The following is a 22,841-nucleotide window of genomic DNA, read 5'->3' as shown; positions in this document are numbered from 1 at the left end:
ATTGTTGAGGTTATTAAGCGAAGCGACAATGGATTGTGTTGCTGCGGTTTTATAGGGTAGGGGAGAGGCAGATGCGAATTAAACCAGACGATAACTGGCGTTGGTATTACGATGAAGAGCACGATCGAATGATGCTCGATTTAGCCAATGGTATGCTATTTCGCTCACGTTTTGCGCGCAAGATGTTGACTCCAGATGCCTTTTCTCCCGCAGGCTTTTGCGTTGACGACGCCGCGCTCTATTTCTCTTTTGAAGAAAAGTGCCGCGATTTTAATTTATCTAAAGAACAAAAAGCCGAACTGGTGCTGAATGCACTGGTAGCAATTCGCTATCTCAAACCGCAAATGCCGAAAAGCTGGCATTTTGTTTCCCATGGTGAAATGTGGGTGCCCATGCCGGGCGATGCGGCCTGCGTTTGGTTGAGCGATACTCACGAGCAGGTCAATTTGCTGGTCGTTGAATCTGGCGAAAATGCCGCACTATGCCTGCTGGCACAACCCTGCGTTGTTATTGCGGGTCGCGCGATGCAGTTGGGCGACGCCATTAAAATCATGAACGACAGGCTGAAACCGCAGGTTAATGTTGACAGCTTCAGCCTCGAACAGGCTGTCTAACGCGCCAACTTAAGTGCAGTCTTCGGTACACAGCTACAGCAAAGAATGGTGCCATCATCGCCCATTGCTGATTTTTTCAGCGGCGTGACTTCGCCTTCTAAAAGCTGAACACGGCAACTTCCACAAATGCCCGCGCGGCAAGAATAAGGGATACGAATTCCCTGATTTTCTAATTGCTCCAGCAACACCTGTTGGTTATTTCCACGAAATGCCTGTCCCTGCCAGTCAATATCTACATTTGCGTCCGGTTGTTGCGTGATGTTGGCGGTATCATCAGCGGCAGCTGCGCCGTAAATTTTTGCCGGAGCCGTTGCCAGAATTTCCACCTCATCGCCAACGCGAATCACGCCGCTATTACGGGCAATTAAATTCTGACCAAAATCGACATCGCCGTTATCCTGGGCAGTGCGGAAAGATTGCAATGTTTTTAATGGTTCGCCTGCCGGATGTTTTTGCCCTTTTTCTGGGCTGACGGTGGTGAAAATACAGCGGCTACAAGGTTTAACCACATCAAACACCACATCACCAATGCGAATCACTTTCCAGCTATCTTCTTCCCAGGCTGACGCGCCGGAAACCACCAGATTGGGGCGGAATTGCTCCATTTTTACACTGGCCGGACAACGTTGTTGGAGATCACGTAACGAGGCTTCGTTAGCAAGAAGGTAAGGATAGCCATCAGCAAATGACAGGGGTACAGTGTTGTGGCGTTTCACGCGCCGGGTCATTTGTGGCCCCACCCAGCGTAATTGCACTTCGCGGGAGAAAAATCCACTTAGCCATTTGTTGATCGCGTCTGGCGCAATTCGCGCGGTAAAATGTGTGCCCCAAACTTCGGTTGGTGCGTCTTGTGTGGCGAAATCAGCAAAACGAACATATGCGCTACTGCCATCTGGTGCGGTGAGATGCAAGCCATCATGCACAGGTGAAGGAGTAAACCGTACCATCTGGGGAAACTGGCGAGCGGTAATAAACGTACCGTCAGGTTCCGTGATCATAAAGATGCGATCGAAGGCCAGACCACTGACATCAGCCAGAGCATGTGTAAGACCAATGCCGCGCATCGATTTAACAGGATGAATAAAAAGCCGGGTTAATGTCGCCACGGTGCGGTCCTCAAATGAAAATAAGCCCTCAACTTTATGACATGACGCGCTTATTAGCTATAATGCGCAACAATTTTCTTAGCGCCTGTCCCATTAGGCTATTTTATTTGTCAGTTTGGCCCTGGGTTGTGCTCGAAATCCTCACGTACTTGTGTACGCTCCGGTTTCTCCGCGCTGTCCATGTCCAGACTGACTGCAACAATTACGCCTACTGCGGTAGGCTCTTAGAGTAAAAGTGACGATATGAATTCTCTGTTTGCCAGTACGGCCCGTGGGCTGGAAGAGCTGTTAAAAACTGAACTGGAAAACCTGGGGGCCGTTGAATGCCAGGTGGTTCAGGGTGGGGTCCATTTCAAGGGCGACACACGGCTTGTTTACCAGAGCCTGATGTGGAGCCGCCTGGCCTCGCGTATTATGTTGCCGCTGGGCGAGTGTAAGGTTTACAGCGATTTAGACCTCTATCTCGGTGTTCAGGCGATCAACTGGACAGAGATGTTTAATCCTGGCGCGACCTTCGCTGTCCACTTCAGTGGTTTGAATGACACCATCCGCAACAGTCAGTACGGCGCGATGAAAGTGAAAGACGCGATCGTCGATGCTTTCACGCGGAAAAATCTGCCGCGTCCAAATGTTGATCGCGATGCGCCGGATATCCGCGTTAACGTCTGGCTGCATAAAGAAACCGCCAGTATCGCTCTTGATCTGAGTGGTGATGGTTTACATCTGCGTGGCTATCGCGATCGTGCTGGTATTGCGCCGATCAAAGAAGCCCTGGCAGCCGCTATTGTGATGCGATCCGGCTGGCAGCCAGGAACACCGCTGCTCGATCCGATGTGTGGTTCCGGTACGTTGCTGATTGAAGCGGCGATGCTAGCGACCGATCGCGCACCAGGCTTGCACCGTGGGCGTTGGGGCTTTAGCGGCTGGGTGCAGCATGATGAAGATATCTGGCAGGAAGTGAAAGCGGAAGCGCAAACTCGTGCCCGTAAAGGCCTGGCTGAGTATAGCTCTCATTTTTACGGTTCGGACAGCGACGCACGGGTGATTCAACGTGCGCGCACTAACGCCCGTCTTGCGGGGATTGGTGAACTGATCACCTTTGAGGTGAAAGATGTCGCGCAACTGACCAATCCGCTGCCGAAAGGGCCGTACGGCACAGTGTTGAGCAACCCGCCATACGGGGAACGTCTGGACAGCGAACCGGCGCTGATTGCGCTGCATAGCCTGCTGGGTCGGATCATGAAAAACCAGTTTGGTGGCTGGAATCTCTCTTTGTTTAGTGCCTCGCCGGATCTGCTAAGCTGCTTGCAGCTGCGTGCAGACAAACAGTACAAGGCGAAAAACGGCCCGCTGGACTGCGTACAGAAAAATTACCACGTTGCCGAAAGCACTCCAGACAGCAAACCGGCGATGGTAGCGGAAGACTACGCCAACCGCCTGCGTAAGAACCTCAAAAAATTCGAGAAGTGGGCTCGCCAGGAAGGAATTGAATGTTACCGCCTGTATGACGCCGATCTACCGGAATATAACGTTGCCGTTGACCGTTATGCCGACTGGGTGGTGGTGCAGGAGTATGCGCCGCCAAAAACTATTGATGCTCACAAAGCGCGTCAGCGTCTGTTCGATATTATCGCTGCAACCATTTCGGTACTGGGGATTGCGCCAAACAAACTGGTGCTGAAAACCCGTGAACGCCAGAAGGGCAAAAATCAGTACCAGAAACTGGGCGAGAAGGGCGAGTTTCTTGAAGTTACCGAATATAACGCTCACTTGTTGGTGAACCTGACGGATTACCTCGATACCGGTCTGTTTCTCGATCACCGTATCGCCCGTCGTATGCTCGGTCAGATGAGCAAAGGCAAAGATTTCCTCAACCTGTTCTCTTATACCGGCAGCGCCACCGTGCATGCGGGATTAGGCGGTGCACGCAGCACCACCACCGTGGATATGTCGCGTACTTATCTGGAGTGGGCAGAACGCAACCTGCGTTTGAATGGCCTGACCGGGCGTGCGCATCGCCTGATTCAGGCCGATTGCCTGGCGTGGCTGCGTGAGGCAAATGAACAGTTCGATCTGATCTTTATCGATCCGCCAACCTTCTCTAACTCAAAACGAATGGAAGATGCGTTTGATGTTCAGCGCGATCATCTGGCGCTGATGAAAGATTTGAAACGTCTGCTGCGTGCAGGTGGGACGATCATGTTCTCGAACAATAAACGTGGCTTCCGTATGGATCTCGACGGCCTGGCAAAACTGGGACTGAAAGCACAAGAAATTACGCAAAAAACGCTCTCCCAGGATTTCGCCCGTAACCGCCAGATCCACAACTGCTGGCTGATTACCGCAGCCTAAAGGAATAGTAATGTCATTAATCAGTATGCATGGCGCATGGCTGTCGTTCAGCGACGCGCCGCTTCTCGATAACGCAGAACTGCATATCGAAGATAACGAACGTGTTTGTCTGGTGGGCCGCAACGGCGCGGGCAAATCGACGTTAATGAAAATCCTCAACCGTGAACAAGGGCTGGATGACGGTCGCATTATTTACGAGCAAGATTTGATTGTAGCTCGTCTGCAACAGGATCCGCCGCGTAACGTTGAGGGTAGCGTTTATGATTTCGTTGCCGAAGGCATTGAAGAACAAGCGGAATATCTGAAACGCTATCACGATATTTCGCGCCTGGTGATGAACGACCCGAGCGAGAAAAATCTCAACGAACTGGCGAAGGTTCAGGAACAGCTGGATCACCACAACCTGTGGCAGCTGGAAAACCGCATCAACGAAGTGCTGGCGCAACTGGGGTTAGATCCTAACGTTGCGCTGTCGTCGCTTTCCGGCGGCTGGTTGCGTAAAGCGGCATTAGGACGCGCGCTGGTGAGTAATCCGCGCGTGCTGTTGCTTGATGAACCGACAAACCACCTGGATATTGAAACCATCGACTGGCTGGAAGGGTTTTTGAAAACTTTCAACGGGACGATTATTTTCATCTCCCACGACCGTTCGTTTATCCGCAATATGGCGACGCGCATTGTTGATCTCGATCGCGGCAAGCTGGTGACCTATCCAGGGAATTACGACCAGTACCTGCTGGAAAAAGAAGAAGCCCTGCGCGTGGAAGAATTACAAAATGCCGAGTTCGATCGCAAACTGGCGCAGGAAGAGGTGTGGATCCGCCAGGGGATCAAAGCACGCCGTACCCGTAATGAAGGCCGCGTACGCGCCCTGAAAGCGATGCGTCGCGAGCGTGGTGAACGTCGCGAAGTGATGGGTACCGCAAAGATGCAGGTGGAAGAGGCCAGCCGCTCCGGTAAGATCGTTTTCGAAATGGAAGACGTTTGCTACCAGGTTGACGGTAAGCAACTGGTGAAAGATTTTTCGGCCCAGGTTCTACGTGGCGACAAAATTGCCCTGATTGGTCCGAATGGGTGCGGCAAAACCACGCTGCTGAAACTGATGCTCGGTCAGCTTCAAGCGGACAGCGGGCGTATTCACGTTGGCACCAAACTGGAAGTGGCTTATTTCGATCAGCACCGCGCGGAACTGGATCCCGATAAAACGGTGATGGATAACCTTGCCGAAGGTAAGCAAGAGGTGATGGTTAACGGCAAGCCACGCCACGTATTGGGCTATTTGCAGGACTTTCTGTTCCATCCGAAACGGGCGATGACGCCGGTACGTGCGCTTTCTGGCGGTGAGCGGAACCGCTTGCTGCTGGCGCGTTTGTTCCTCAAACCAAGCAACTTATTGATTCTTGACGAACCGACCAACGATCTTGATGTCGAAACGCTGGAACTGCTGGAAGAACTGATCGACAGCTATCAGGGCACGGTATTGCTGGTTAGCCACGATCGTCAGTTTGTCGATAACACCGTTACAGAATGTTGGATCTTCGAAGGCGGCGGTAAAATTGGTCGTTATGTCGGCGGTTATCATGATGCCCGTGGTCAGCAAGAGCAGTATGTGGCGCTCAAACAGCCTGCGGTGAAAAAAACCGAAGAAGCCGCCGCGGCAAAAGCAGAAACTGTAAAACGCAGCAGTAGCAAACTAAGCTATAAATTGCAGCGCGAACTGGAGCAGCTACCGCAATTGCTCGAAGATCTGGAGGCGAAGCTGGAAGCCCTACAGACGCAGGTGGCGGATGCTTCCTTCTTCAGTCAGCCACATGAGCAGACACAAAAAGTGCTCGCCGATATGGCTGCTGCAGAGCAGGAGCTGGAGCAAGCCTTTGAACGCTGGGAGTATCTTGAAGCGTTAAAAAATGGTGGCTGATCGCAAAATAGTCGATTTAAACAGAGACAGCTGACAACGGTAAAATTGCCTGATGAACTGGGTTTATCAGGCATGAAAACCAACACTTTGTTAGTCATCTGTAAAATAGCGCATCATTAAGGAGTACCAATGTGCGAACATCATCATGCCGCGAAGCACATCCTGTGCTCGCAGTGTGACATGCTGGTGGCGTTACCGCGCCTTGAGCATGGTCAGAAAGCGGCATGTCCCCGGTGTGGCACAACGTTAACCGTGGCGTGGGATGCCCCTCGGCAGCGTCCCACCGCCTATGCGTTGGCTGCACTGTTCATGCTGTTGCTGTCCAACTTGTTTCCTTTTGTGAATATGAACGTTGCAGGAGTTACCAGTGAAATTACATTACTGGAAATTCCCGGCGTGCTTTTTTCTGAGGACTACGCCAGCCTCGGCACCTTTTTCCTGTTGTTTGTGCAACTGGTTCCCGCGTTTTGTCTGATAACCATTCTGTTACTGGTGAATCGCGCGGAATTACCGGTCCGTTTAAAAGAGCAACTGGCACGGGTGCTTTTTCAACTCAAAACCTGGGGAATGGCGGAGATTTTCCTCGCTGGTGTGCTGGTCAGTTTCGTTAAACTGATGGCTTACGGCAGCATTGGGGTAGGCAGCAGCTTTCTCCCCTGGTGTTTATTTTGTGTCCTGCAACTGCGCGCTTTTCAGTGCGTTGATCGTCGCTGGTTATGGGACGACATCGCCCCGATGCCAGAACTGCGCCAGCCGCTAAAACCAGGCGTCACGGGGATACGTCAGGGGCTGCGTTCGTGCTCCTGTTGTACGGCAATCCTTCCTGCTGATGAACCCGTGTGCCCGCGTTGTAGTACCAAAGGGTACGTTCGGCGTAGAAACAGCCTGCAGTGGACACTCGCGCTGCTTGTAACGTCCATCATGCTGTATCTTCCGGCTAATATTTTGCCCATCATGGTGACGGATTTATTAGGCTCGAAGATGCCGTCGACGATTCTCGCTGGGGTCATTCTGTTATGGAGCGAAGGCTCTTATCCCGTCGCTGCGGTGATCTTTCTGGCCAGTATTATGGTGCCAACGTTAAAGATGATCGCCATCGCGTGGCTGTGTTGGGATGCCAAAGGGCATGGCAAGCGCGACAGTGAAAGAATGCATTTGATTTATGAAGTTGTTGAGTTTGTAGGCCGCTGGTCGATGATTGACGTTTTCGTTATCGCGGTGCTCTCGGCGCTGGTGCGTATGGGAGGTTTAATGAGTATTTATCCGGCAATGGGTGCATTAATGTTTGCTTTAGTCGTCATAATGACAATGTTTTCTGCTATGACGTTTGACCCGCGTTTGTCGTGGGATCGTCAACCTGAATCAGAGCATGAGGAGTCCTGACAGTATGGAATCTAATAATGGGGAAGCCAAAATCCAGAAAGTGAAGAACTGGTCTCCCGTGTGGATATTTCCTATCGTCACGGCGCTCATTGGGGCCTGGGTTCTTTTTTATCATTACAGCCATCAGGGACCGGAAGTGACCCTGATCACCGCGAATGCGGAAGGAATTGAAGGTGGCAAAACCACCATTAAAAGCCGTAGCGTTGACGTCGGCGTGGTTGAAAGCGCCACACTGGCTGATGATTTGACGCACGTTGAAATCAAAGCGCGGCTGAATTCCGGTATGGAAAAATTGCTGTATAAAGACACCGTCTTTTGGGTGGTGAAACCGCAGATTGGTCGCGAAGGGATTAGCGGCCTGGGAACGCTGCTGTCTGGAGTTTATATCGAACTGCAGCCAGGCGCGAAAGGCAGCAAAATGGATAAATACGATTTGCTGGACTCGCCACCGTTGGCCCCGCCTGATGCGAAAGGTATCCGTGTGATTCTCGATAGCAAAAAAGCCGGGCAGCTCTCGCCAGGAGATCCGGTGCTGTTCCGTGGCTATCGGGTAGGTTCGGTTGAAACCAGCACCTTCGATACACAAAAACGCAATATCAGCTATCAACTGTTCATCAATGCACCTTATGACCGACTGGTGACCAACAATGTTCGCTTCTGGAAAGATAGTGGCATTGCGGTTGATCTGACGTCAGCAGGGATGCGTGTGGAGATGGGCTCATTGACAACGCTGCTGAGTGGCGGTGTCAGCTTTGATGTGCCGGAAGGTCTGGATTTAGGGCAGCCAGTGGCACCGAAAACAGCTTTCGTTTTGTATGATGATCAGAAGAGCATTCAGGATTCGTTGTACACCGATCACATTGATTATCTGATGTTCTTTAAAGATTCGGTACGCGGTCTGCAACCGGGAGCTCCGGTAGAGTTCCGGGGTATTCGCCTGGGTACCGTAAGCAAAGTGCCATTCTTTGCGCCGAATATGCGTCAGACATTTAACGATGATTACCGTATTCCGGTACTGATTCGTATCGAGCCAGAGCGGCTGAAAATGCAGCTTGGCGAAAATGCGGATGTTGTTGAGCACCTTGGCGAATTGTTGAAACGTGGTTTACGCGGATCGCTGAAAACCGGAAACCTGGTCACTGGTGCACTGTATGTTGATCTCGATTTCTATCCAAATACGCCTGCAATAACCGGTATTCGTGAATTTAATGGTTATCAGATTATCCCGACCGTTAGCGGCGGCCTGGCGCAAATCCAGCAACGACTGATGGAAGCGTTGGATAAGATCAACAAACTGCCATTGAATCCGATGATTGAACAGGCAACCAGTACGCTTTCTGAAAGTCAGCGCACAATGAAAAACCTGCAAACGACGCTGGATAGCATGAACAAGATCCTCGCTAGCCAGTCGATGCAGCAGTTGCCGACGGATATGCAGTCAACGTTGCGTGAATTGAATCGCAGCATGCAGGGCTTCCAGCCTGGCTCCGCAGCCTACAACAAGATGGTGGCGGATATGCAGCGCCTTGATCAGGTGTTGCGAGAACTGCAACCGGTGCTGAAAACGCTCAATGAGAAGAGTAACGCGCTGGTATTTGAAGCGAAGGACAAAAAAGATCCAGAGCCGAAGAGGGCGAAACAATGAAAAAGTGGCTAGTGACGATTGCAGCACTGTGGCTGGCCGGATGCAGCTCCGGCGAAATTAATAAAAACTATTACCAGTTACCTGTGGTGCAGAGCGGTACACAAAGTACCGCCAGCCAGGGCAATCGTCTGTTATGGGTAGAGCAGGTCACTGTTCCTGACTATCTGGCGGGGAATGGTGTGGTTTATCAAACCAGTGATGTGACGTATGTGATTGCCAACAACAACTTGTGGGCCAGCCCGTTGGATCAACAGTTGCGCAACACCCTGGTTGCCAACCTGAGTACGCAACTGCCCGGCTGGGTGGTTGCCTCCCAGCCTCTGGGAAGCGCCCAGGACACGCTCAATGTTACCGTAACGGAGTTTAACGGTCGCTATGATGGCAAGGTCATTGTCAGTGGTGAGTGGCTGTTGAACCACCAGGGACAACTGATCAAACGTCCGTTCCGTCTGGAAGGAGTGCAAACTCAGGATGGTTACGATGAGATGGTTAAAGTACTGGCCAGTGTCTGGAGTCAGGAAGCCGCTTCTATTGCGCAAGAGATAAAGCGTCTACCTTAATTATAAAGATTTGTAAATATAACCGTCTCCGGTATGTTGCCTGAGGCGGTTTTTTTGTTTCTAACGTGCGGAAAAATTTGTTCCTCTTCACATTTTTTGTACAACCGACATGCCCGTGTAGCTCACAAATATGACAGTGGCGTGAATTTTGCGCATTGACGGCAGTTATGATTCGCGGTATTGCTTAACTGTGATTGCACATTTAGTAATCACTGTTTTCTTTTCCACCAGAAACCAGTATGAGGGAAACGAGGCATGAAGAGACAAAAACGAGATCGCCTGGAACGGGCACATCAACGTGGTTATCAGGCCGGCATCGCCGGACGCTCAAAAGAAATGTGTCCCTATCAGACGCTGAATCAAAGGTCACAATGGCTGGGAGGCTGGCGAGAAGCCATGGCGGACAGGGTAGTAATGGCCTGATTCTGTCTCTTTAAAAAGAAACCTCCGCATTGCGGAGGTTTCGCCTTTTGATACTCTGTCTGATTATAATCAGAAGGCAGACGTATCCTGGAACAGACCGACTTTCAGGTCGCTGGCGGTATAGATAAGACGACCATCAACCAGCACTTCGCCATCCGCCAGGCCCATAATCAGACGACGGTTAACAATGCGTTTAAAGTGAATACGGTAGGTCACTTTTTTCGCTGTCGGCAGTACCTGACCAGTGAATTTCACTTCGCCAACGCCCAGCGCGCGGCCTTTACCTTCGCCGCCCAGCCAGCCGAGGTAGAACCCTACCAGCTGCCACATTGCGTCCAGGCCCAGGCATCCCGGCATAACCGGATCGCCAATAAAGTGGCATCCGAAGAACCACAGATCCGGATTGATATCCAGTTCTGCTTCAACATACCCTTTGTCGAAGTTACCACCCGTTTCGGTCATTTTGACCACACGGTCCATCATCAGCATGTTCGGTGCTGGCAATTGCGGGCCTTTAGCGCCAAACAGTTCACCGCGACCAGAGGCAAGAAGGTCTTCTTTTGTATAGGATTCGCGTTTATCTACCATGTTCTCTGTAAGCCTTATTTTATTGAAGCACGCAGGATAGCTAACACGTGTACGCTGAACAAGTCCGATCAGTTCGGAATAAACCAGTTCAGCCAACGTAATGGCCATGGAAAACGGTGACGTCCTTCCTGTTGCGATGCTTGCGCGATACGTTCCTGGATGGTTTGCATCAGCGTCGTTTGGCCTTCGCCATCCCACACCAGATTTAATAATAACGGCAGTGCGTCAGTCACATCGTCTACTGCCCAGATGGTGAATTTGCCTTCTTCTACCGCTTTCACCAGTTCACTGTGAAGACTTAAATGGCGAACGTTAGCTGTGGGGATAATGACACCTTGTTTCCCGGTTAACTCACGTTGCTGGCAAATAGCAAAGAAGCCTTCGATTTTCTCATTTAAACCACCGACCGGCTGGGCGCGACCGAACTGATCGACTGAACCTGTGATAGCGATACTCTGATTCACCGGCACATCGGCGAGGGCGCTTATCAGGGCGCAGAGTTCAGCCATCGAGGCACTATCTCCATCAACTTCACTGTATGACTGCTCAAATGTCAGCGATGCTGAGAAGGGGATCTGTTGCTCAAGCTGTAGTTCCGACATCAGGAACGCTTGCATGATCATCATCCCTTTCGCATGGATATTGCCGCCAAGCTCCGCTTTGCGTTCGATGTCGGTGAATTCACCATCGCCAATATGCACAACGCAGCTAATGCGAGAAGGTTCGCCAAAAGCGCGTGGATGACCCGGAAATTCAATGACCGAAAGGGCGTTAATTTGCCCGATGCGTTCGCCTTCGGTTTCAATCAGGATTTGCTCCTGAAGGATCTCATCCTGCATACGTTCAGCGAGGAAACCTTCGCGCCATTCACGCTGCTGCAGCATTAAGTTTAGCTGCTCGCCGGAGAAGGTGTCGCCATCACACAGGGAGGCGACCTCTTTACACTGGCGGAGGATCCACTGCGGGCTAAGCGGAAGTGTTTCTTGTTCACCGGTGTAGCGTGCTGCTTCGCGGATAAGTACCGGCCAGGCATCCGCTCCCGGTGCAGGTAAGTGATTATGTCTGGCGGTAAATGTCACCCAGCGACACCACTGGGTTACTGACTCTGCATCGACAATCTGCAGAGTATCTTCAAATTCGCTATAAATAGCCTGCTCTGAAAGCTCTGGCTCCATCTCCTGGAAATCAGCCAATGATTCGCGTTCGCCTACCAGAATGACTTTCAGCTTCAATGGCATCGAAGGCACAGAGACGGGGAGAGGGCGCGACTCATCAAACGCAACCCAGTCAAAACGCTCGCGGTTAACGATATTTTTCAGCCGCATCCACAGCAGAGGTTGCGCCAGCAGTGTACGCAAAGAGATGATGAGAATACCGCCATTTGCCTGATGCACCAGACCAGGCTGCAGGGTAATGTCGCCATTAAACTGGCGCAGGCAGCCAAAGAGTTGCTCCGCTTCTACCCAGTCGGCAGCGACAACTTGCGTTAAAGTCGCAAAATTATCATCTGCACTCACTGCGTGACGTAAGCGGATGGAGTGGCCGGAAACCTCATAGTGACCGCCCACCAGTTGGCCCGCATCGCTTTGTAGCGTACGCGCGGCATTGGCAATAAGATTCAGATACTCAGACTCTTCCGGGGCCTTCGCCAGCATAAAAGAGGAGGATGCTCGCGTATGCAGCAACTGCTCCAGTGCGAATTGCAGTCGCGGTTGAGTATCACTGAATAAAGGATCGTTTTCGTCAATCAAATGTGGCTGAGCAAATATTTCCTGATAGCTATCGGTATCAGGAACCAGGTCACGCCATGCAAGTTTCGTAATGGTCAAAGTTGATGTTTTTTAGTCTGTTGTCAAAGCCGCGATTATACCGTAACCGGCACTACAGCACACGTAGAAAGCACCGACAATACTCCTGGCATGGGCGTTAAAGCTCACAGGATGGAGATTCTTTTCTTCACTGGCCTAAAAAGCTGATATTCTGTAAAGAGTTACACGGTAACATTGAGATCGCTATGAAATATCAACAACTTGAAAATCTTGAAAGCGGTTGGAAATGGAAGTATCTGGTGAAGAAGCATCGCGAAGGGGAGTTAATCACCCGTTACATAGAAGCCAGTGCCGCCCAGGAAGCCGTCGATGTGTTGCTCTCGCTCGAAAATGAACCCGTGCTGGTAAATGGCTGGATTGACAAGCATATGAATCCGGAACTGGTCAATCGCATGAAGCAAACCATTCGGGCAAGACGAAAGCGCCATTTTAATGCGGAACACCAGCATACGCGCAAAAAATCGATCGATCTGGAATTTATTGTCTGGCAACGTCTGGCTGGTCTTGCGCAGCGTCGCGGTAAAACGCTTTCTGAAACGATTGTTCAGCTGATTGAAGATGCGGAAAACAAAGAGAAATACGCGAATAAAATGTCTTCTCTGAAGCAGGATCTGCAGGCATTGCTGGGTAAGGAATAACTGACGAAAGTCAGTTCAATTTACTAAAGGCAAAAAAAACCCCGCAGCAGCGGGGTTTTTCTACCAGACGAGAACTTAAGCTTGCGGCTGAGTTACAACGTCTTTGATACCTTTAACTTCGATCTCTACGCGACGATCCGGAGCCAGGCAGTCGATCAGTGCAGCACGCTGTTTCACGTTGTCACAGGTGTTGCCAGTAACCGGGTTGGATTCGCCCATACCACGTGCGGAGATCTTGTCTGCCGGGATACCTTTGGAGATCAGGTAATCAACAACAGACTGAGCACGGCGCTCGGACAGACCCTGGTTGTAAGCGTCAGAACCGATGCGGTCGGTGTAACCCAGAACAACTACGGAACCGTCTTTCGGATCCAGGTTGCTCAGCTGGCTGTACAGCTGATCCAGAGCAGCCTGACCTTCCGGTTTCAGGGTTGCTTTGTTGAAGTTGAACAGAACGTCAGACTTCAGAGTGAAGTGCTTGGTCTGTACTTCCGGTGCCGGAGCTGGAGCCGGAGCAACTACTGGAGCTGCTTCGCCCTGACCGAAACGGTAGGAAACACCCAGGCTCAGCATGCCGTTGTCCGGACGAGTGCCGATGGTGTGTGCGTCACCGATGTTGTTGGTCCACTGGTATTCCAGACGGGTAGCGATTTCAGGAGTGATCGCGTACTCAACACCGCCAGCGAAGACCGGAGAAACGCCGGTGTCGTGGTTTTTACCATAAACGTTGGATTTAGTGTCTGCACGCCATACCATACCACCCAGACGAGTGTAGATGTCCAGGTCGTCAGTGATTGGGTAACCCAGTTTAGCGGTCAGTTGAACGCCCTGAGCTTTGTATGCACCGTTTTCAACGCTGCCTTTGTACGGCATACGACCTAACCAGTCGTAACCCATTTCAAAGCCAACATACGGGTTAACCTGGTAACCACCAAAAGCACCAGCGCCCAGTTGGTTTTCATGGGTCGGGCCATTGTTGTTGATGAAACCAGTGTCATGGTACTGGGACCAGCCCAGTTTAGCACCAGTGTACCAGGTGTTATCTTTCGGAGCGGCCTGCGCTACGGTAGCGAAACCAGCCAGTGCCACTGCAATCGCGATAGCTGTCTTTTTCATTTTTTGCGCCTCGTTATCATCCAAAATACGCCATGAATATCTCCAACGAGATAACACGGTTAAATCCTTCACCGGGGGATCTGCTCAATATTAACTCTACCGATATCTTCGGCTTATGCCGAGCACCCCTGGCGATGTAAAGTCTACAACGTAGTTGAAAACTTACAAGTGTGAACTCCGTCAGGCATATGAAAAAAAAGTCTTGTATAAGGTATGTTTAATCTTTTTTGTCAGCGACAATTTACAGAAGAAAATCGCGGAAACCGCTTCAGACAAGCCTCCGCAAGGAAAATTAGTCACGACTGAAAGCATTGGCTGGGCGACAAAAAAAGTTCCAGGATTAATCCTAAATTTACTTAATGATACAAATTAGAGTGAATTTTTAGCCCGGAAAGTTGTCTCGTGGCGTGAGAGGATGCGCTTACCGGACGCATAATAAACCCCATAGCGTTACCTTCATTTGCCGCATCAACAAGTTCAGCATGCTCTTCTTCAGTCAAATCATCTGCCAACCAACCGATCACCACACTGTAATTGCCCGTGCGTAAAGCGCGAACCATTGACTCCACAGTGTGGCAAGGGGAGAGCTGGCTAATCTGCATTACTTTCGTTAAGGGTAGCCCAGATGCCTGAACCCATTCCCGACTCAGTTTTTGTTGCGGTGTTAACCAGAGTTGCCAGCGCGATTGCTGACCGAGTTGCTGTAACAATGGCAACAGTAGAAGTTGCGTCATCATGGGCTGATCTTCGCGATAGACAACTTCACTGATAAGCCCGGCTGTAGTGTTTTCCGTAGAGACACGCGCAATTTTACTTGCTGCGGATGAGAACGACGAAGAACGATGTGCATAGCCTGAAGTGTACATAATCAATCCAGCCCCTGTGAGTTACTGTATGGATGTACAGTACATCCAGTGACAACAAAGATCAACCCTATTTTCGGAAAGAGCCTCGCAAATTTTGTCGTTGGTGACGGGAAAACATAAATTAATCTTGCCCCTTAAGAATAAGTTGCCTATTTTCGTAGTTAACGGATCCGTTAATGTGAATCATTCTTTTATGTTATGATTTTAAAAGGAATTTTATGAAAAGCCTCTCCTATAAGCGGATCTATAAATCACAAGAATACCTGGCAACGTTGGGCACAATTGAATACCGATCATTGTTTGGCAGTTACAGCCTGACCGTTGACGACACGGTGTTTGCGATGGTTTCTGATGGTGAGTTGTATCTTCGGGCTTGTGAGCAAAGTGCACAGTACTGTGTAAAACATCCGCCTGTCTGGCTGACATATAAAAAGTGTGGCCGATCCGTTACCCTCAATTACTATCGGGTTGATGAAAGTCTATGGCGAAATCAACTGAAGCTGGTGCGTCTGTCGAAATATTCTCTCGATGCAGCGCTGAAAGAGAAAAGCACGCGCAATACCCGGGAAAGACTGAAAGATTTGCCCAATATGTCTTTTCATCTGGAAGCGATTCTCGGGGAGGTGGGGATTAAGGATGTACGGGCGTTACGTATACTTGGGGCAAAAATGTGTTGGTTGCGACTGCGGCAGCAAAACAGTCTGGTGACAGAAAAGATTCTGTTTATGCTTGAAGGTGCCATTATCGGCATTCATGAAGCTGCGCTCCCGGTGGCACGCCGCCAGGAGCTTGCAGAATGGGCTGACTCTCTTACGCCGAAACAGGAGTTTCCTGCGGAACTTGAGTAATCTGGCGTTGCAGACGACCAATCTCAGGCAGTAATGCAATCAATAATCCAACTTGTTGTACGACCAGAGGTTCTTTGCTGTCTGCCCGTGGTTCAAGTTGCTGCATCCGCTGTTTCAGGCTAGCTAATGCCTCATTGACGCGTTCTTCATCAGCAGGTTGATGATGTAACGCGTCATCAACATAGCAAACTGCGTCATCAAGAAACGCCAGAATTTCAGGATTAGTTAACTGCTCCCGGTGAGCACCGAGGGCTGAGATATAGCTGGTAAACGTATGGTTAAGGCACAGCAACCGAAACGCGGCTTCGCGAATTTGCGGGGTAACGTTCGGTTCGCTGGACATATTTGATACCACCGACGCCAGTTCAGCATCACGGTTGTGTGCATCGCGGCGGGCAATACGATACGCCAGACGGTTATCACGCCCCTGATGGTATTGCTCCAGTATGGCATCGAGATACCGGCAGTTGGCCTCTGTGGCGCGTTCGAGCATTCGCGGCAGATTGCGAAACTGCCAGTCAGGCCAGATGTAGCTCACTGCCGCCCACGCAATGGCACAACCAATCAGCGTATCGATTACGCGAGGTAACGCTACTTCAAAACCTTCACCCAGTAAGTTAAAACACAGTAGCACCAAAAGTGTGATGAACATCGTTGCATGAGCGTATTGCACGTTACGGAAGGCAAAAAAGAGCACGCCGGTAATAACCAGCAGCACCAGCTGCCCTTCCAGTGATGGCACAAACCACAGCACAGGAATGCCAATGGCGATACCTACCAGCGTACCAATAATCCTTAACTTCAGGCGGTGGCGCGTGGCGTTATAGTTTGGCTGGCAGACAAACAAACTTGTCAGCAAGATCCAATACCCGTGATGCATTCCGGTTATTTGAATGATGGCGTAGCCGAAGCACAACACCAGCGACATTCTTACCGCATGACGGAAGAGGGCGGATTCCGGCGTGAAGTGACGGCTAAGACGCAGCCAGATATCACTCAACCCGTGCGGGCTGTCATCAGCGAGCTCATTTTCGTCATTATTATGGGGTAGTGCCTGGGCCTGTTCTGATTCAATTGTTGCCAGTTGGGCATCAATGGCGCGTAAATTGTTCAGCAAAAATCCCAGTGTTTTGAGTAAATCGGCGGGTGCGCCGTTATCGCGCATCCGCTCCAGCGCAGCATCAATATGCGTAAAAGCGCGCTCAAAATGCGGATCATGTTGATAAGGCTGACGCAACAAAATACAGCGTGACAGTTGCTGGCACGCCTGGCCCTGCATCGACATCAGCCGCTGAAAACGGAACAGCACGTCGCTGTGGCGAAAATGTTCACGCAATGTTTGATACTGAATATGAGAAGAGCTGGCACGCTCGTGAATATCCTGTGCGACAAAGTAATAATGCAGCGTGCGACGCGTTCCCCGTTGACCACGATCGCCACGTAAGCGGGTCAGCAGCGAGAGTTTCGTCTGATTCAATGTCGCCATCAGCAGACCGTTGGCGAGAGCCAAATCGTACAGCGGTGCCTGGCTTTCATCTTCAATATCAGGATCAAACATGCGCGACTTGAGCTCAAGATAACGCGCCAGTTGTTCATAGCAACGCGCCAGGTTGTCCTGCAGCGGGCGGACCGGGAACAGCAGATGACCAATAAGTGTCAGGACGTTGTACCAGACGGCACCGGCCAGCAGATACATCGGCTGCTGATACCAGTGCTCATACAGTGATGTTCCCAACATAGTGTAAATGGCGATCAGCAATGCACCGAAGGCAATTGTTGCATAGCGTTGACCCAGACCGCCGAGCAAAATGAAGCCGCTGGTAGAGAGCGTTAAGCCAATCGCAAATAGCCAGGGCCAGGGAAACAGCAATTCTACTGAGGCCGAGGCGATAAAAAAGCAGAACAGCGTAATGATGAGGTTACGCAAACGTCCCGCCAGTCGGTCATCGAGATCGGTCAGCGCCGCTGCCACCATCCCCAGCGTTAGCGGAATCGTCAGTTTTACATCACCCAGCCACCACGGAAACGCTGTGGTTCCACAAAGCGCAATAAAAATACGCGCGTAATACAGCCAGGCGCTGTTCCAGGTATAGCGTTTGAGCAAAGGACTTAGCATAAAGGCCATATTAGTGGATTATTCAAAACGACGACGTGCATTGGCTTCACGCGCAGCTTGCGCTGTTTCTACCGATACCACGCGACGACCAACCGGCCATAGTGCAATAGCGGCAATTTTAAAGTTCGCAATGCCGACAGGAATGCCAATGATTGAAATACATTGTGCGATGCCCGTTGCAATGTGCATCAGGCATAACCACCAGCCAAAGAAAATCAGCCAGAAAATATTCAATACCGTACCGCCAGTATTCAGCAGCACATTTTTGCCAGCCGGGTTCAGTTCATCGACATGAATAGCTTCATTGCCATAAGGCACCAGAGACAGTTTAGTGATCTCCCAGCAGGATCGTGTCAGCGGTAAGGTAAAAATCAGCACAATACTGACCAGAGTCGCCAACAGCCAGCCCAGAGTGGTGGCAAATCCGCCAAGCACAAAGTTCAGAATGTTCAAAACGGTACGCATAAAACCTCGCTTTACTGTAGTTTTCAGTAATGGGCGGCAATTGTAACGTTTTTTTGGGCTGGAGCACGTTTTCTCTGACGGTTACACTGATAAGAAATAATTTCGTGTGGATCTACAGAGTCATGGAACTGAAAGCGACAACGCTTGGAAAACGTCTGGCACAGCACCCTTACGATCGGGCGGTGATCCTCAATGCCGGGATTAAAGTCTCCGGCGATCGCCACGAATACCTTATTCCTTTCAATCAATTACTGGCGATTCACTGTAAGCGCGGTCTGGTATGGGGCGAGCTGGAATTTGTACTGCCGGACGAAAAAGTGGTGCGTCTGCACGGCACCGAATGGGGCGAGACGCAGCGTTTTTACCATCATCTTGATGCTCACTGGCGGCGGTGGAGTGGCGAGATGAGCGAAATTGCGTCTGGTGTTTTACGCCAGCAACTGGATTTGATTGCCACGCGCACTGGAGAAAATAAATGGCTGACGCGTGAGCAAACCTCTGGCGTTCAGCAACAAATCCGCCAGGCTTTGTCGGCGTTGCCGTTGCCGGTTAACCGACTGGAAGAATTCGATAACTGCCGTGAGGCGTGGCGTAAATGTCAGGCCTGGTTGAAAGATATTGAAAGCGCTCGGTTGCAGCATAACCAGGCGTATACCGAAGCCATGCTTACCGAGTATGCGGATTTTTTCCGCCAGGTCGAGTCTTCACCGCTGAATCCGGCGCAGGCCCGGGCAGTCGTTAATGGCGAGCATTCTCTGTTAGTGCTGGCAGGTGCAGGAAGCGGAAAAACGTCGGTGCTGGTGGCCCGTGCAGGCTGGTTGCTGGCGCGTGGTGAAGCGTCCCCTGAGCAAATTTTATTGCTGGCGTTTGGTCGCAAAGCCGCTGAAGAGATGGACGAGCGTATTCGCGAACGGCTACATACCGAAGACATTACCGCACGCACGTTTCATGCGCTGGCGCTGCATATTATTCAGCAGGGCAGCAAAAAAGTTCCGATAGTCAGCAAACTGGAAAATGATACCGCTGCCCGTCATGAACTCTTTATTGCTGAGTGGCGCAAGCAATGCAGCGAAAAGAAAGCGCAGGCGAAGGGCTGGCGGCAATGGCTGACGGAAGAAATGCAGTGGTCAGTGCCAGAAGGTAACTTCTGGGATGATGAAAAATTACAGCGTCGTCTTGCCTCACGCCTCGATCGTTGGGTAAGTCTGATGCGGATGCACGGTGGTGCACAGGCAGAAATGATTGCCAGTGCACCCGAAGAGATTCGCGATCTGTTCAGTAAACGTATCAAGTTGATGGCCCCGTTATTAAAAGCCTGGAAAGGTGCGCTGAAGGCAGAAAACGCTGTCGATTTTTCGGGCCTTATTCATCAGGCGATTGTGATTCTGGAGAAAGGCCGCTTTATCAGCCCGTGGAAGCATATTCTGGTTGATGAATTTCAGGATATCTCGCCGCAGCGGGCAGCGTTGTTAGCGGCATTACGCAAGCAAAACAGTCAGACGACGTTGTTCGCCGTTGGTGATGACTGGCAGGCGATTTACCGATTCAGCGGTGCGCAAATGTCGCTCACCACCGCTTTCCATGAAAACTTTGGTGAAGGCGATCGCTGTGATTTAGACACGACTTACCGTTTTAACAGTCGTATCGGTGAGGTGGCAAACCGGTTTATTCAGCAGAACCCAGGCCAGCTGAAAAAGCCGCTAAACAGCTTAACCAATGGAGACAAAAAAGCCGTCACGTTATTGGATGAGAGTCAACTTGACGCTTTGCTGGATAAGCTCTCTGGTTATGCCAAACCGGAAGAGCGCATTCTGATCCTGGCGCGTTACCATCACATGAGGCCTGCCAGCCTGGAAAAAGCGGCAACACGCTGGCCGAAGTTGCAAATCGACTTTATGACCATTCATGCCAGCAAAGGGCAACAGGCGGATTACGTCATCATCGTTGGCTTGCAGGAGGGAAGTGATGGTTTTCCGGCTGCGGCGCGGGAGTCGATTATGGAAGAGGCGCTACTGCCACCGGTTGAGGATTTCCCGGACGCTGAAGAACGGCGGTTAATGTACGTGGCGCTGACCCGGGCACGCCATCGGGTATGGGCACTGTTTAACAAAGAGAATCCCTCTCCCTTTGTGGAAATACTGAAAAATCTGGATGTGCCGGTGGCGAGAAAACCGTAAGAAACAGGTGGCGTTTGCCACCTGTGCAATATTACTTCAGACGGTCCGCGAGATAACGCTGATAATCGGGGATCAGAATATCGACCGCGTCGTTGAAATGCGGCGACTGGATTATGAAGTCTGCCGTTGCCACGTTGGTGGCGACCGGAATGTTCCATACCGTCGCCAGACGCAGCAAGGCTTTCACGTCAGGATCGTGCGGCACGGCATTTAGTGGATCCCAGAAGAAAATCAATACATCAATTTTCCCTTCTGAGATCAATGCGCCAACCTGCTGGTCACCCCCCATTGGGCCACTCAACATCGCGTTGACGTTCATGCCGGTCGCGCGGGAAATTAAGTTACCGGTAGTGCCTGTTGCATACAGTACGTGTTGTTCCAGTAACGGTTGATGCCGTTCCACCCAGCTCATCAGCATTTGTTTGCAGTGATCGTGTGCCACCAGCGCAATATGTTTCCGCGCAGGTAAAGTGCGAGTCGTCAGTTCCATAATGTACATCCGTAGTTAACTTTCCTACAGATTACTGTAAGCACTTATCGCTGCAAGATAAAGACCGAAAAAGCCTGCGCACAGGCACAAAAATCTCAGGAAGATGGTTGTTTTTCCGCCCACTGCAGGAAAGTATTTCGCGTTTGTGGGTCAGCCAGTTTAAACCAATACTTCAGCCGTTGTTCTGTGAGCACCTGAGACTGCGGTGGAATAGCATCCAGCTCGGAAACACCCGAAAGCAGCGTACTGTCATCTGCCATCATCGTGGCAAATTGCGGTAGTGAAGCGCGTTTCGCGGATTTGTTATAGCGTTCAACCTCGACCTCATAATCAATCGTTTTTGCCGTTGAGGTAATGGCGAGAATATCCAGCTTTACCGGAATCGGCGTCGCATCGCCATCCAACAATTCAAGGCGCGGCGCGGCATCAAAATGGTTAGCTTCCCGCTCATTCTCCAGGCGAGGCAGGCGAAAATTGACCTGGTTGATGAGCTGGGTATTAAAACTGACCACCAGCGGTGGGGAGATATACAGCCGTTCTTCACTATTGGAAAGATGAATCGTCTTCTCAACGCGAAACACTAACTGATGCGGTCCATTATCCAGTTCAATGCTGTCCGCACCGCGCAGCAGAGAGCTGGAAACCTTCTTGCCGTCGAGTACCAGAAGATCGACATCGGTTGAAAGCCGCAGCGTGGTGGCAAAAACGGATACCGGCAAACATAATGCAATCAAGGTGGTCACGATGCCGGTTTTCATAGGTAGCTCCTGTCAAAAGACCGCCCGAATAATAATGTGTCAAAATTTTTCTTTAATCATACTTACTAACATATAGACATATTTCCCGCTTTTGCTCTCATTCATTCGTATTAGCTGCATGGTTGGCATGTCGGCTTTGTCGTACACTTTGTTAAACAGTCTGGAGGAAATAATGAAAGAAACCGATATTGCAGGTATTTTAACGTCCACTCACACCATTGCGCTGGTGGGGGCAAGCGACAAACCCGATCGTCCCAGCTATCGCGTGATGAAATATCTACTCGACCAGGGGTATCACGTCATTCCGGTTTCGCCAAAAGTTGCCGGCAAAACGCTGCTGGGCCAGCAGGGGTATGGCACGCTGGCAGATGTTCCGGAAAAAGTCGATATGGTCGATGTTTTCCGTAATTCAGAAGCTGCGTGGGGCGTGGCGCAGGAAGCTATCGCCATTGGCGCGAAAACCCTCTGGATGCAACTGGGGGTGATTAATGAGCAAGCGGCAGTACTGGCACGGGATGCCGGGTTAAATGTGGTGATGGATCGCTGCCCGGCTATTGAGATCCCTCGCCTGGGCCTGGCCAAATAAAAAATCCCCGGAAGGCAAAAACCTTCCGGGGATTCGTTCAGGGATCAGTTACGCAGACGCGGGGCCTGGAGTTGTTTGCGGATGGTCTGCGCCAGCTCATCCATGGATGGCTGTTCAGGATGTTCATCCTGCAATTCGCTACTTAGCTGGGCTTCAGCCAGGTAGGTATGAACCGGTAGGCCGTTATCGTCCTCCATCACCACGTGATACCACGGAGCGGCGCGAAGCTCGTCATTCACCGCCAGCTCATCAGGCGACGGTTCAGAGAGCGAATAAACCGGGTCGATATCCACGACCACTCCGAGATAACCTAACAGGGAATGGCGGACCTGCTGGCCGATACCGAATTTGCTGGCAATCATA

Annotated in this window: 21 protein-coding genes; 11 read left to right on the top strand and 10 right to left on the bottom strand. The window is 50.9% G+C overall.

Annotated elements, in window-relative coordinates; translation table 11 throughout:
- Nucleotides 1-71 precede the first annotated feature (71 nt).
- Nucleotides 72-614: a cell division protein ZapC gene (gene zapC / locus HGD79_RS06680; RefSeq protein WP_001295353.1), complete on the top strand. Its 543-nt coding sequence runs from the start codon at nt 72-74 to the stop codon at nt 612-614.
- Here the strand turns inward: zapC and ycbX are convergent.
- Nucleotides 611-1,720 (bottom strand): 6-N-hydroxylaminopurine resistance protein YcbX, encoded by a 1,110-nt coding sequence (gene ycbX, locus HGD79_RS06675; protein ID WP_000224273.1) that lies wholly within the window; start codon nt 1,718-1,720, stop codon nt 611-613. The genes zapC and ycbX overlap by 4 nt on opposite strands.
- 243 nt (nt 1,721-1,963) lie before the next feature.
- Here ycbX and rlmKL point away from each other — a divergent pair, with 243 nt between their 5' ends.
- From rlmKL to rmf, 6 genes are all read left to right on the top strand, one after another.
- Nucleotides 1,964-4,072: a bifunctional 23S rRNA (guanine(2069)-N(7))-methyltransferase RlmK/23S rRNA (guanine(2445)-N(2))-methyltransferase RlmL gene (gene rlmKL, locus HGD79_RS06670; protein WP_096147294.1), complete on the top strand. Its 2,109-nt coding sequence runs from the start codon at nt 1,964-1,966 to the stop codon at nt 4,070-4,072.
- A gap of 10 nt (nt 4,073-4,082) precedes the next feature.
- On the top strand, nt 4,083-5,990 hold the full coding sequence (locus HGD79_RS06665) for an ABC transporter ATP-binding protein (protein WP_000053089.1): 1,908 nt from the start codon (nt 4,083-4,085) through the stop codon (nt 5,988-5,990).
- Between the two features lie 129 nt (nt 5,991-6,119).
- Nucleotides 6,120-7,373, top strand: a complete 1,254-nt coding sequence (gene pqiA, locus HGD79_RS06660) for a membrane integrity-associated transporter subunit PqiA (RefSeq protein WP_000333176.1) — start codon at nt 6,120-6,122, stop codon at nt 7,371-7,373.
- Between the two features lie 4 nt (nt 7,374-7,377).
- Nucleotides 7,378-9,018, top strand: coding sequence for an intermembrane transport protein PqiB (gene pqiB / locus HGD79_RS06655; RefSeq protein ID WP_168848336.1), 1,641 nt, complete (start codon nt 7,378-7,380; stop codon nt 9,016-9,018).
- Nucleotides 9,015-9,578 (top strand): membrane integrity-associated transporter subunit PqiC, encoded by a 564-nt coding sequence (gene pqiC, locus HGD79_RS06650; protein WP_168848335.1) that lies wholly within the window; start codon nt 9,015-9,017, stop codon nt 9,576-9,578. Before pqiB ends, pqiC begins: the two co-directional genes overlap by 4 nt.
- Before the next feature lie 255 nt (nt 9,579-9,833).
- A complete protein-coding gene (rmf, locus tag HGD79_RS06645) occupies nt 9,834-10,001 on the top strand; it encodes a ribosome modulation factor (RefSeq protein ID WP_000828648.1) in 168 nt (55 codons plus the stop codon).
- Between the two features lie 69 nt (nt 10,002-10,070).
- On the opposite strand, the gene fabA is transcribed toward rmf, so the two are convergent.
- Both fabA and HGD79_RS06635 read right to left on the bottom strand, forming a co-directional pair.
- On the bottom strand, nt 10,071-10,589 hold the full coding sequence (gene fabA / locus HGD79_RS06640; protein ID WP_000227927.1) for a bifunctional 3-hydroxydecanoyl-ACP dehydratase/trans-2-decenoyl-ACP isomerase: 519 nt from the start codon (nt 10,587-10,589) through the stop codon (nt 10,071-10,073).
- Nucleotides 10,590-10,657: 68 nt separating this feature from the next.
- Nucleotides 10,658-12,418, bottom strand: a complete 1,761-nt coding sequence (locus HGD79_RS06635; protein ID WP_000156526.1) for a Lon protease family protein — start codon at nt 12,416-12,418, stop codon at nt 10,658-10,660.
- A 185-nt stretch (nt 12,419-12,603) separates the two neighbouring features.
- Between HGD79_RS06635 and matP the strand changes: the two genes are divergently transcribed.
- Nucleotides 12,604-13,056 carry a macrodomain Ter protein MatP gene (gene matP, locus HGD79_RS06630; protein ID WP_000877161.1) on the top strand — a complete coding sequence of 151 codons (453 nt, stop codon included), beginning with the start codon at nt 12,604-12,606 and terminating at the stop codon, nt 13,054-13,056.
- Nucleotides 13,057-13,131: 75 nt separating this feature from the next.
- Here the strand turns inward: matP and ompA are convergent, their stop codons facing one another.
- Both ompA and sulA read right to left on the bottom strand, forming a co-directional pair.
- Nucleotides 13,132-14,172: a porin OmpA gene (gene ompA / locus HGD79_RS06625; protein WP_000750416.1), complete on the bottom strand. Its 1,041-nt coding sequence runs from the start codon at nt 14,170-14,172 to the stop codon at nt 13,132-13,134.
- A gap of 356 nt (nt 14,173-14,528) precedes the next feature.
- A complete protein-coding gene (gene sulA / locus HGD79_RS06620) occupies nt 14,529-15,038 on the bottom strand; it encodes an SOS-induced cell division inhibitor SulA (RefSeq protein WP_000288710.1) in 510 nt (169 codons plus the stop codon).
- A gap of 218 nt (nt 15,039-15,256) precedes the next feature.
- Here sulA and sxy point away from each other — a divergent pair, with 218 nt between their 5' ends.
- On the top strand, nt 15,257-15,886 hold the full coding sequence (gene sxy, locus HGD79_RS06615; protein ID WP_000839153.1) for a CRP-S regulon transcriptional coactivator Sxy: 630 nt from the start codon (nt 15,257-15,259) through the stop codon (nt 15,884-15,886).
- Here the strand turns inward: sxy and yccS are convergent.
- The gene (gene yccS / locus HGD79_RS06610) at nt 15,849-18,011 is read right to left on the bottom strand and encodes a YccS family putative transporter (RefSeq protein WP_000875023.1); all 2,163 of its coding nucleotides are present in this window, start codon (nt 18,009-18,011) and stop codon (nt 15,849-15,851) included. The two genes, sxy and yccS, sit on opposite strands and share 38 nt — an antisense overlap.
- Before the next feature lie 9 nt (nt 18,012-18,020).
- Nucleotides 18,021-18,467: a YccF domain-containing protein gene (locus HGD79_RS06605; RefSeq protein WP_001261235.1), complete on the bottom strand. Its 447-nt coding sequence runs from the start codon at nt 18,465-18,467 to the stop codon at nt 18,021-18,023.
- A 122-nt stretch (nt 18,468-18,589) separates the two neighbouring features.
- Here HGD79_RS06605 and helD point away from each other — a divergent pair, with 122 nt between their 5' ends.
- Entirely contained in the window at nt 18,590-20,644 is a 2,055-nt protein-coding gene (gene helD, locus HGD79_RS06600) for a DNA helicase IV (protein ID WP_000420536.1), read from the top strand.
- Between the two features lie 31 nt (nt 20,645-20,675).
- Here helD and mgsA read toward each other — a convergent pair whose 3' ends face one another.
- Together mgsA and HGD79_RS06590 are read right to left on the bottom strand one after the other, a co-directional pair.
- Nucleotides 20,676-21,134 carry a methylglyoxal synthase gene (mgsA, locus tag HGD79_RS06595; RefSeq protein WP_000424181.1) on the bottom strand — a complete coding sequence of 153 codons (459 nt, stop codon included), beginning with the start codon at nt 21,132-21,134 and terminating at the stop codon, nt 20,676-20,678.
- Between the two features lie 95 nt (nt 21,135-21,229).
- Nucleotides 21,230-21,892, bottom strand: a complete 663-nt coding sequence (locus HGD79_RS06590; protein WP_000847791.1) for a DUF2057 family protein — start codon at nt 21,890-21,892, stop codon at nt 21,230-21,232.
- Nucleotides 21,893-22,064: 172 nt separating this feature from the next.
- Here HGD79_RS06590 and HGD79_RS06585 point away from each other — a divergent pair, with 172 nt between their 5' ends.
- Nucleotides 22,065-22,478, top strand: coding sequence for a CoA-binding protein (locus HGD79_RS06585; protein ID WP_000665217.1), 414 nt, complete (start codon nt 22,065-22,067; stop codon nt 22,476-22,478).
- A 44-nt stretch (nt 22,479-22,522) separates the two neighbouring features.
- Here HGD79_RS06585 and hspQ read toward each other — a convergent pair whose 3' ends face one another.
- Nucleotides 22,523-22,840 carry a heat shock protein HspQ gene (gene hspQ, locus HGD79_RS06580; RefSeq protein WP_001295356.1) on the bottom strand — a complete coding sequence of 106 codons (318 nt, stop codon included), beginning with the start codon at nt 22,838-22,840 and terminating at the stop codon, nt 22,523-22,525.
- Nucleotide 22,841 lies beyond the last annotated feature (1 nt).

This window comes from Escherichia sp. SCLE84 (genome assembly GCF_012584495.1).
GTDB lineage: Bacteria > Pseudomonadota > Gammaproteobacteria > Enterobacterales > Enterobacteriaceae > ECMA0423.
This window is presented reverse-complemented; position numbering and strand designations above follow the sequence as displayed.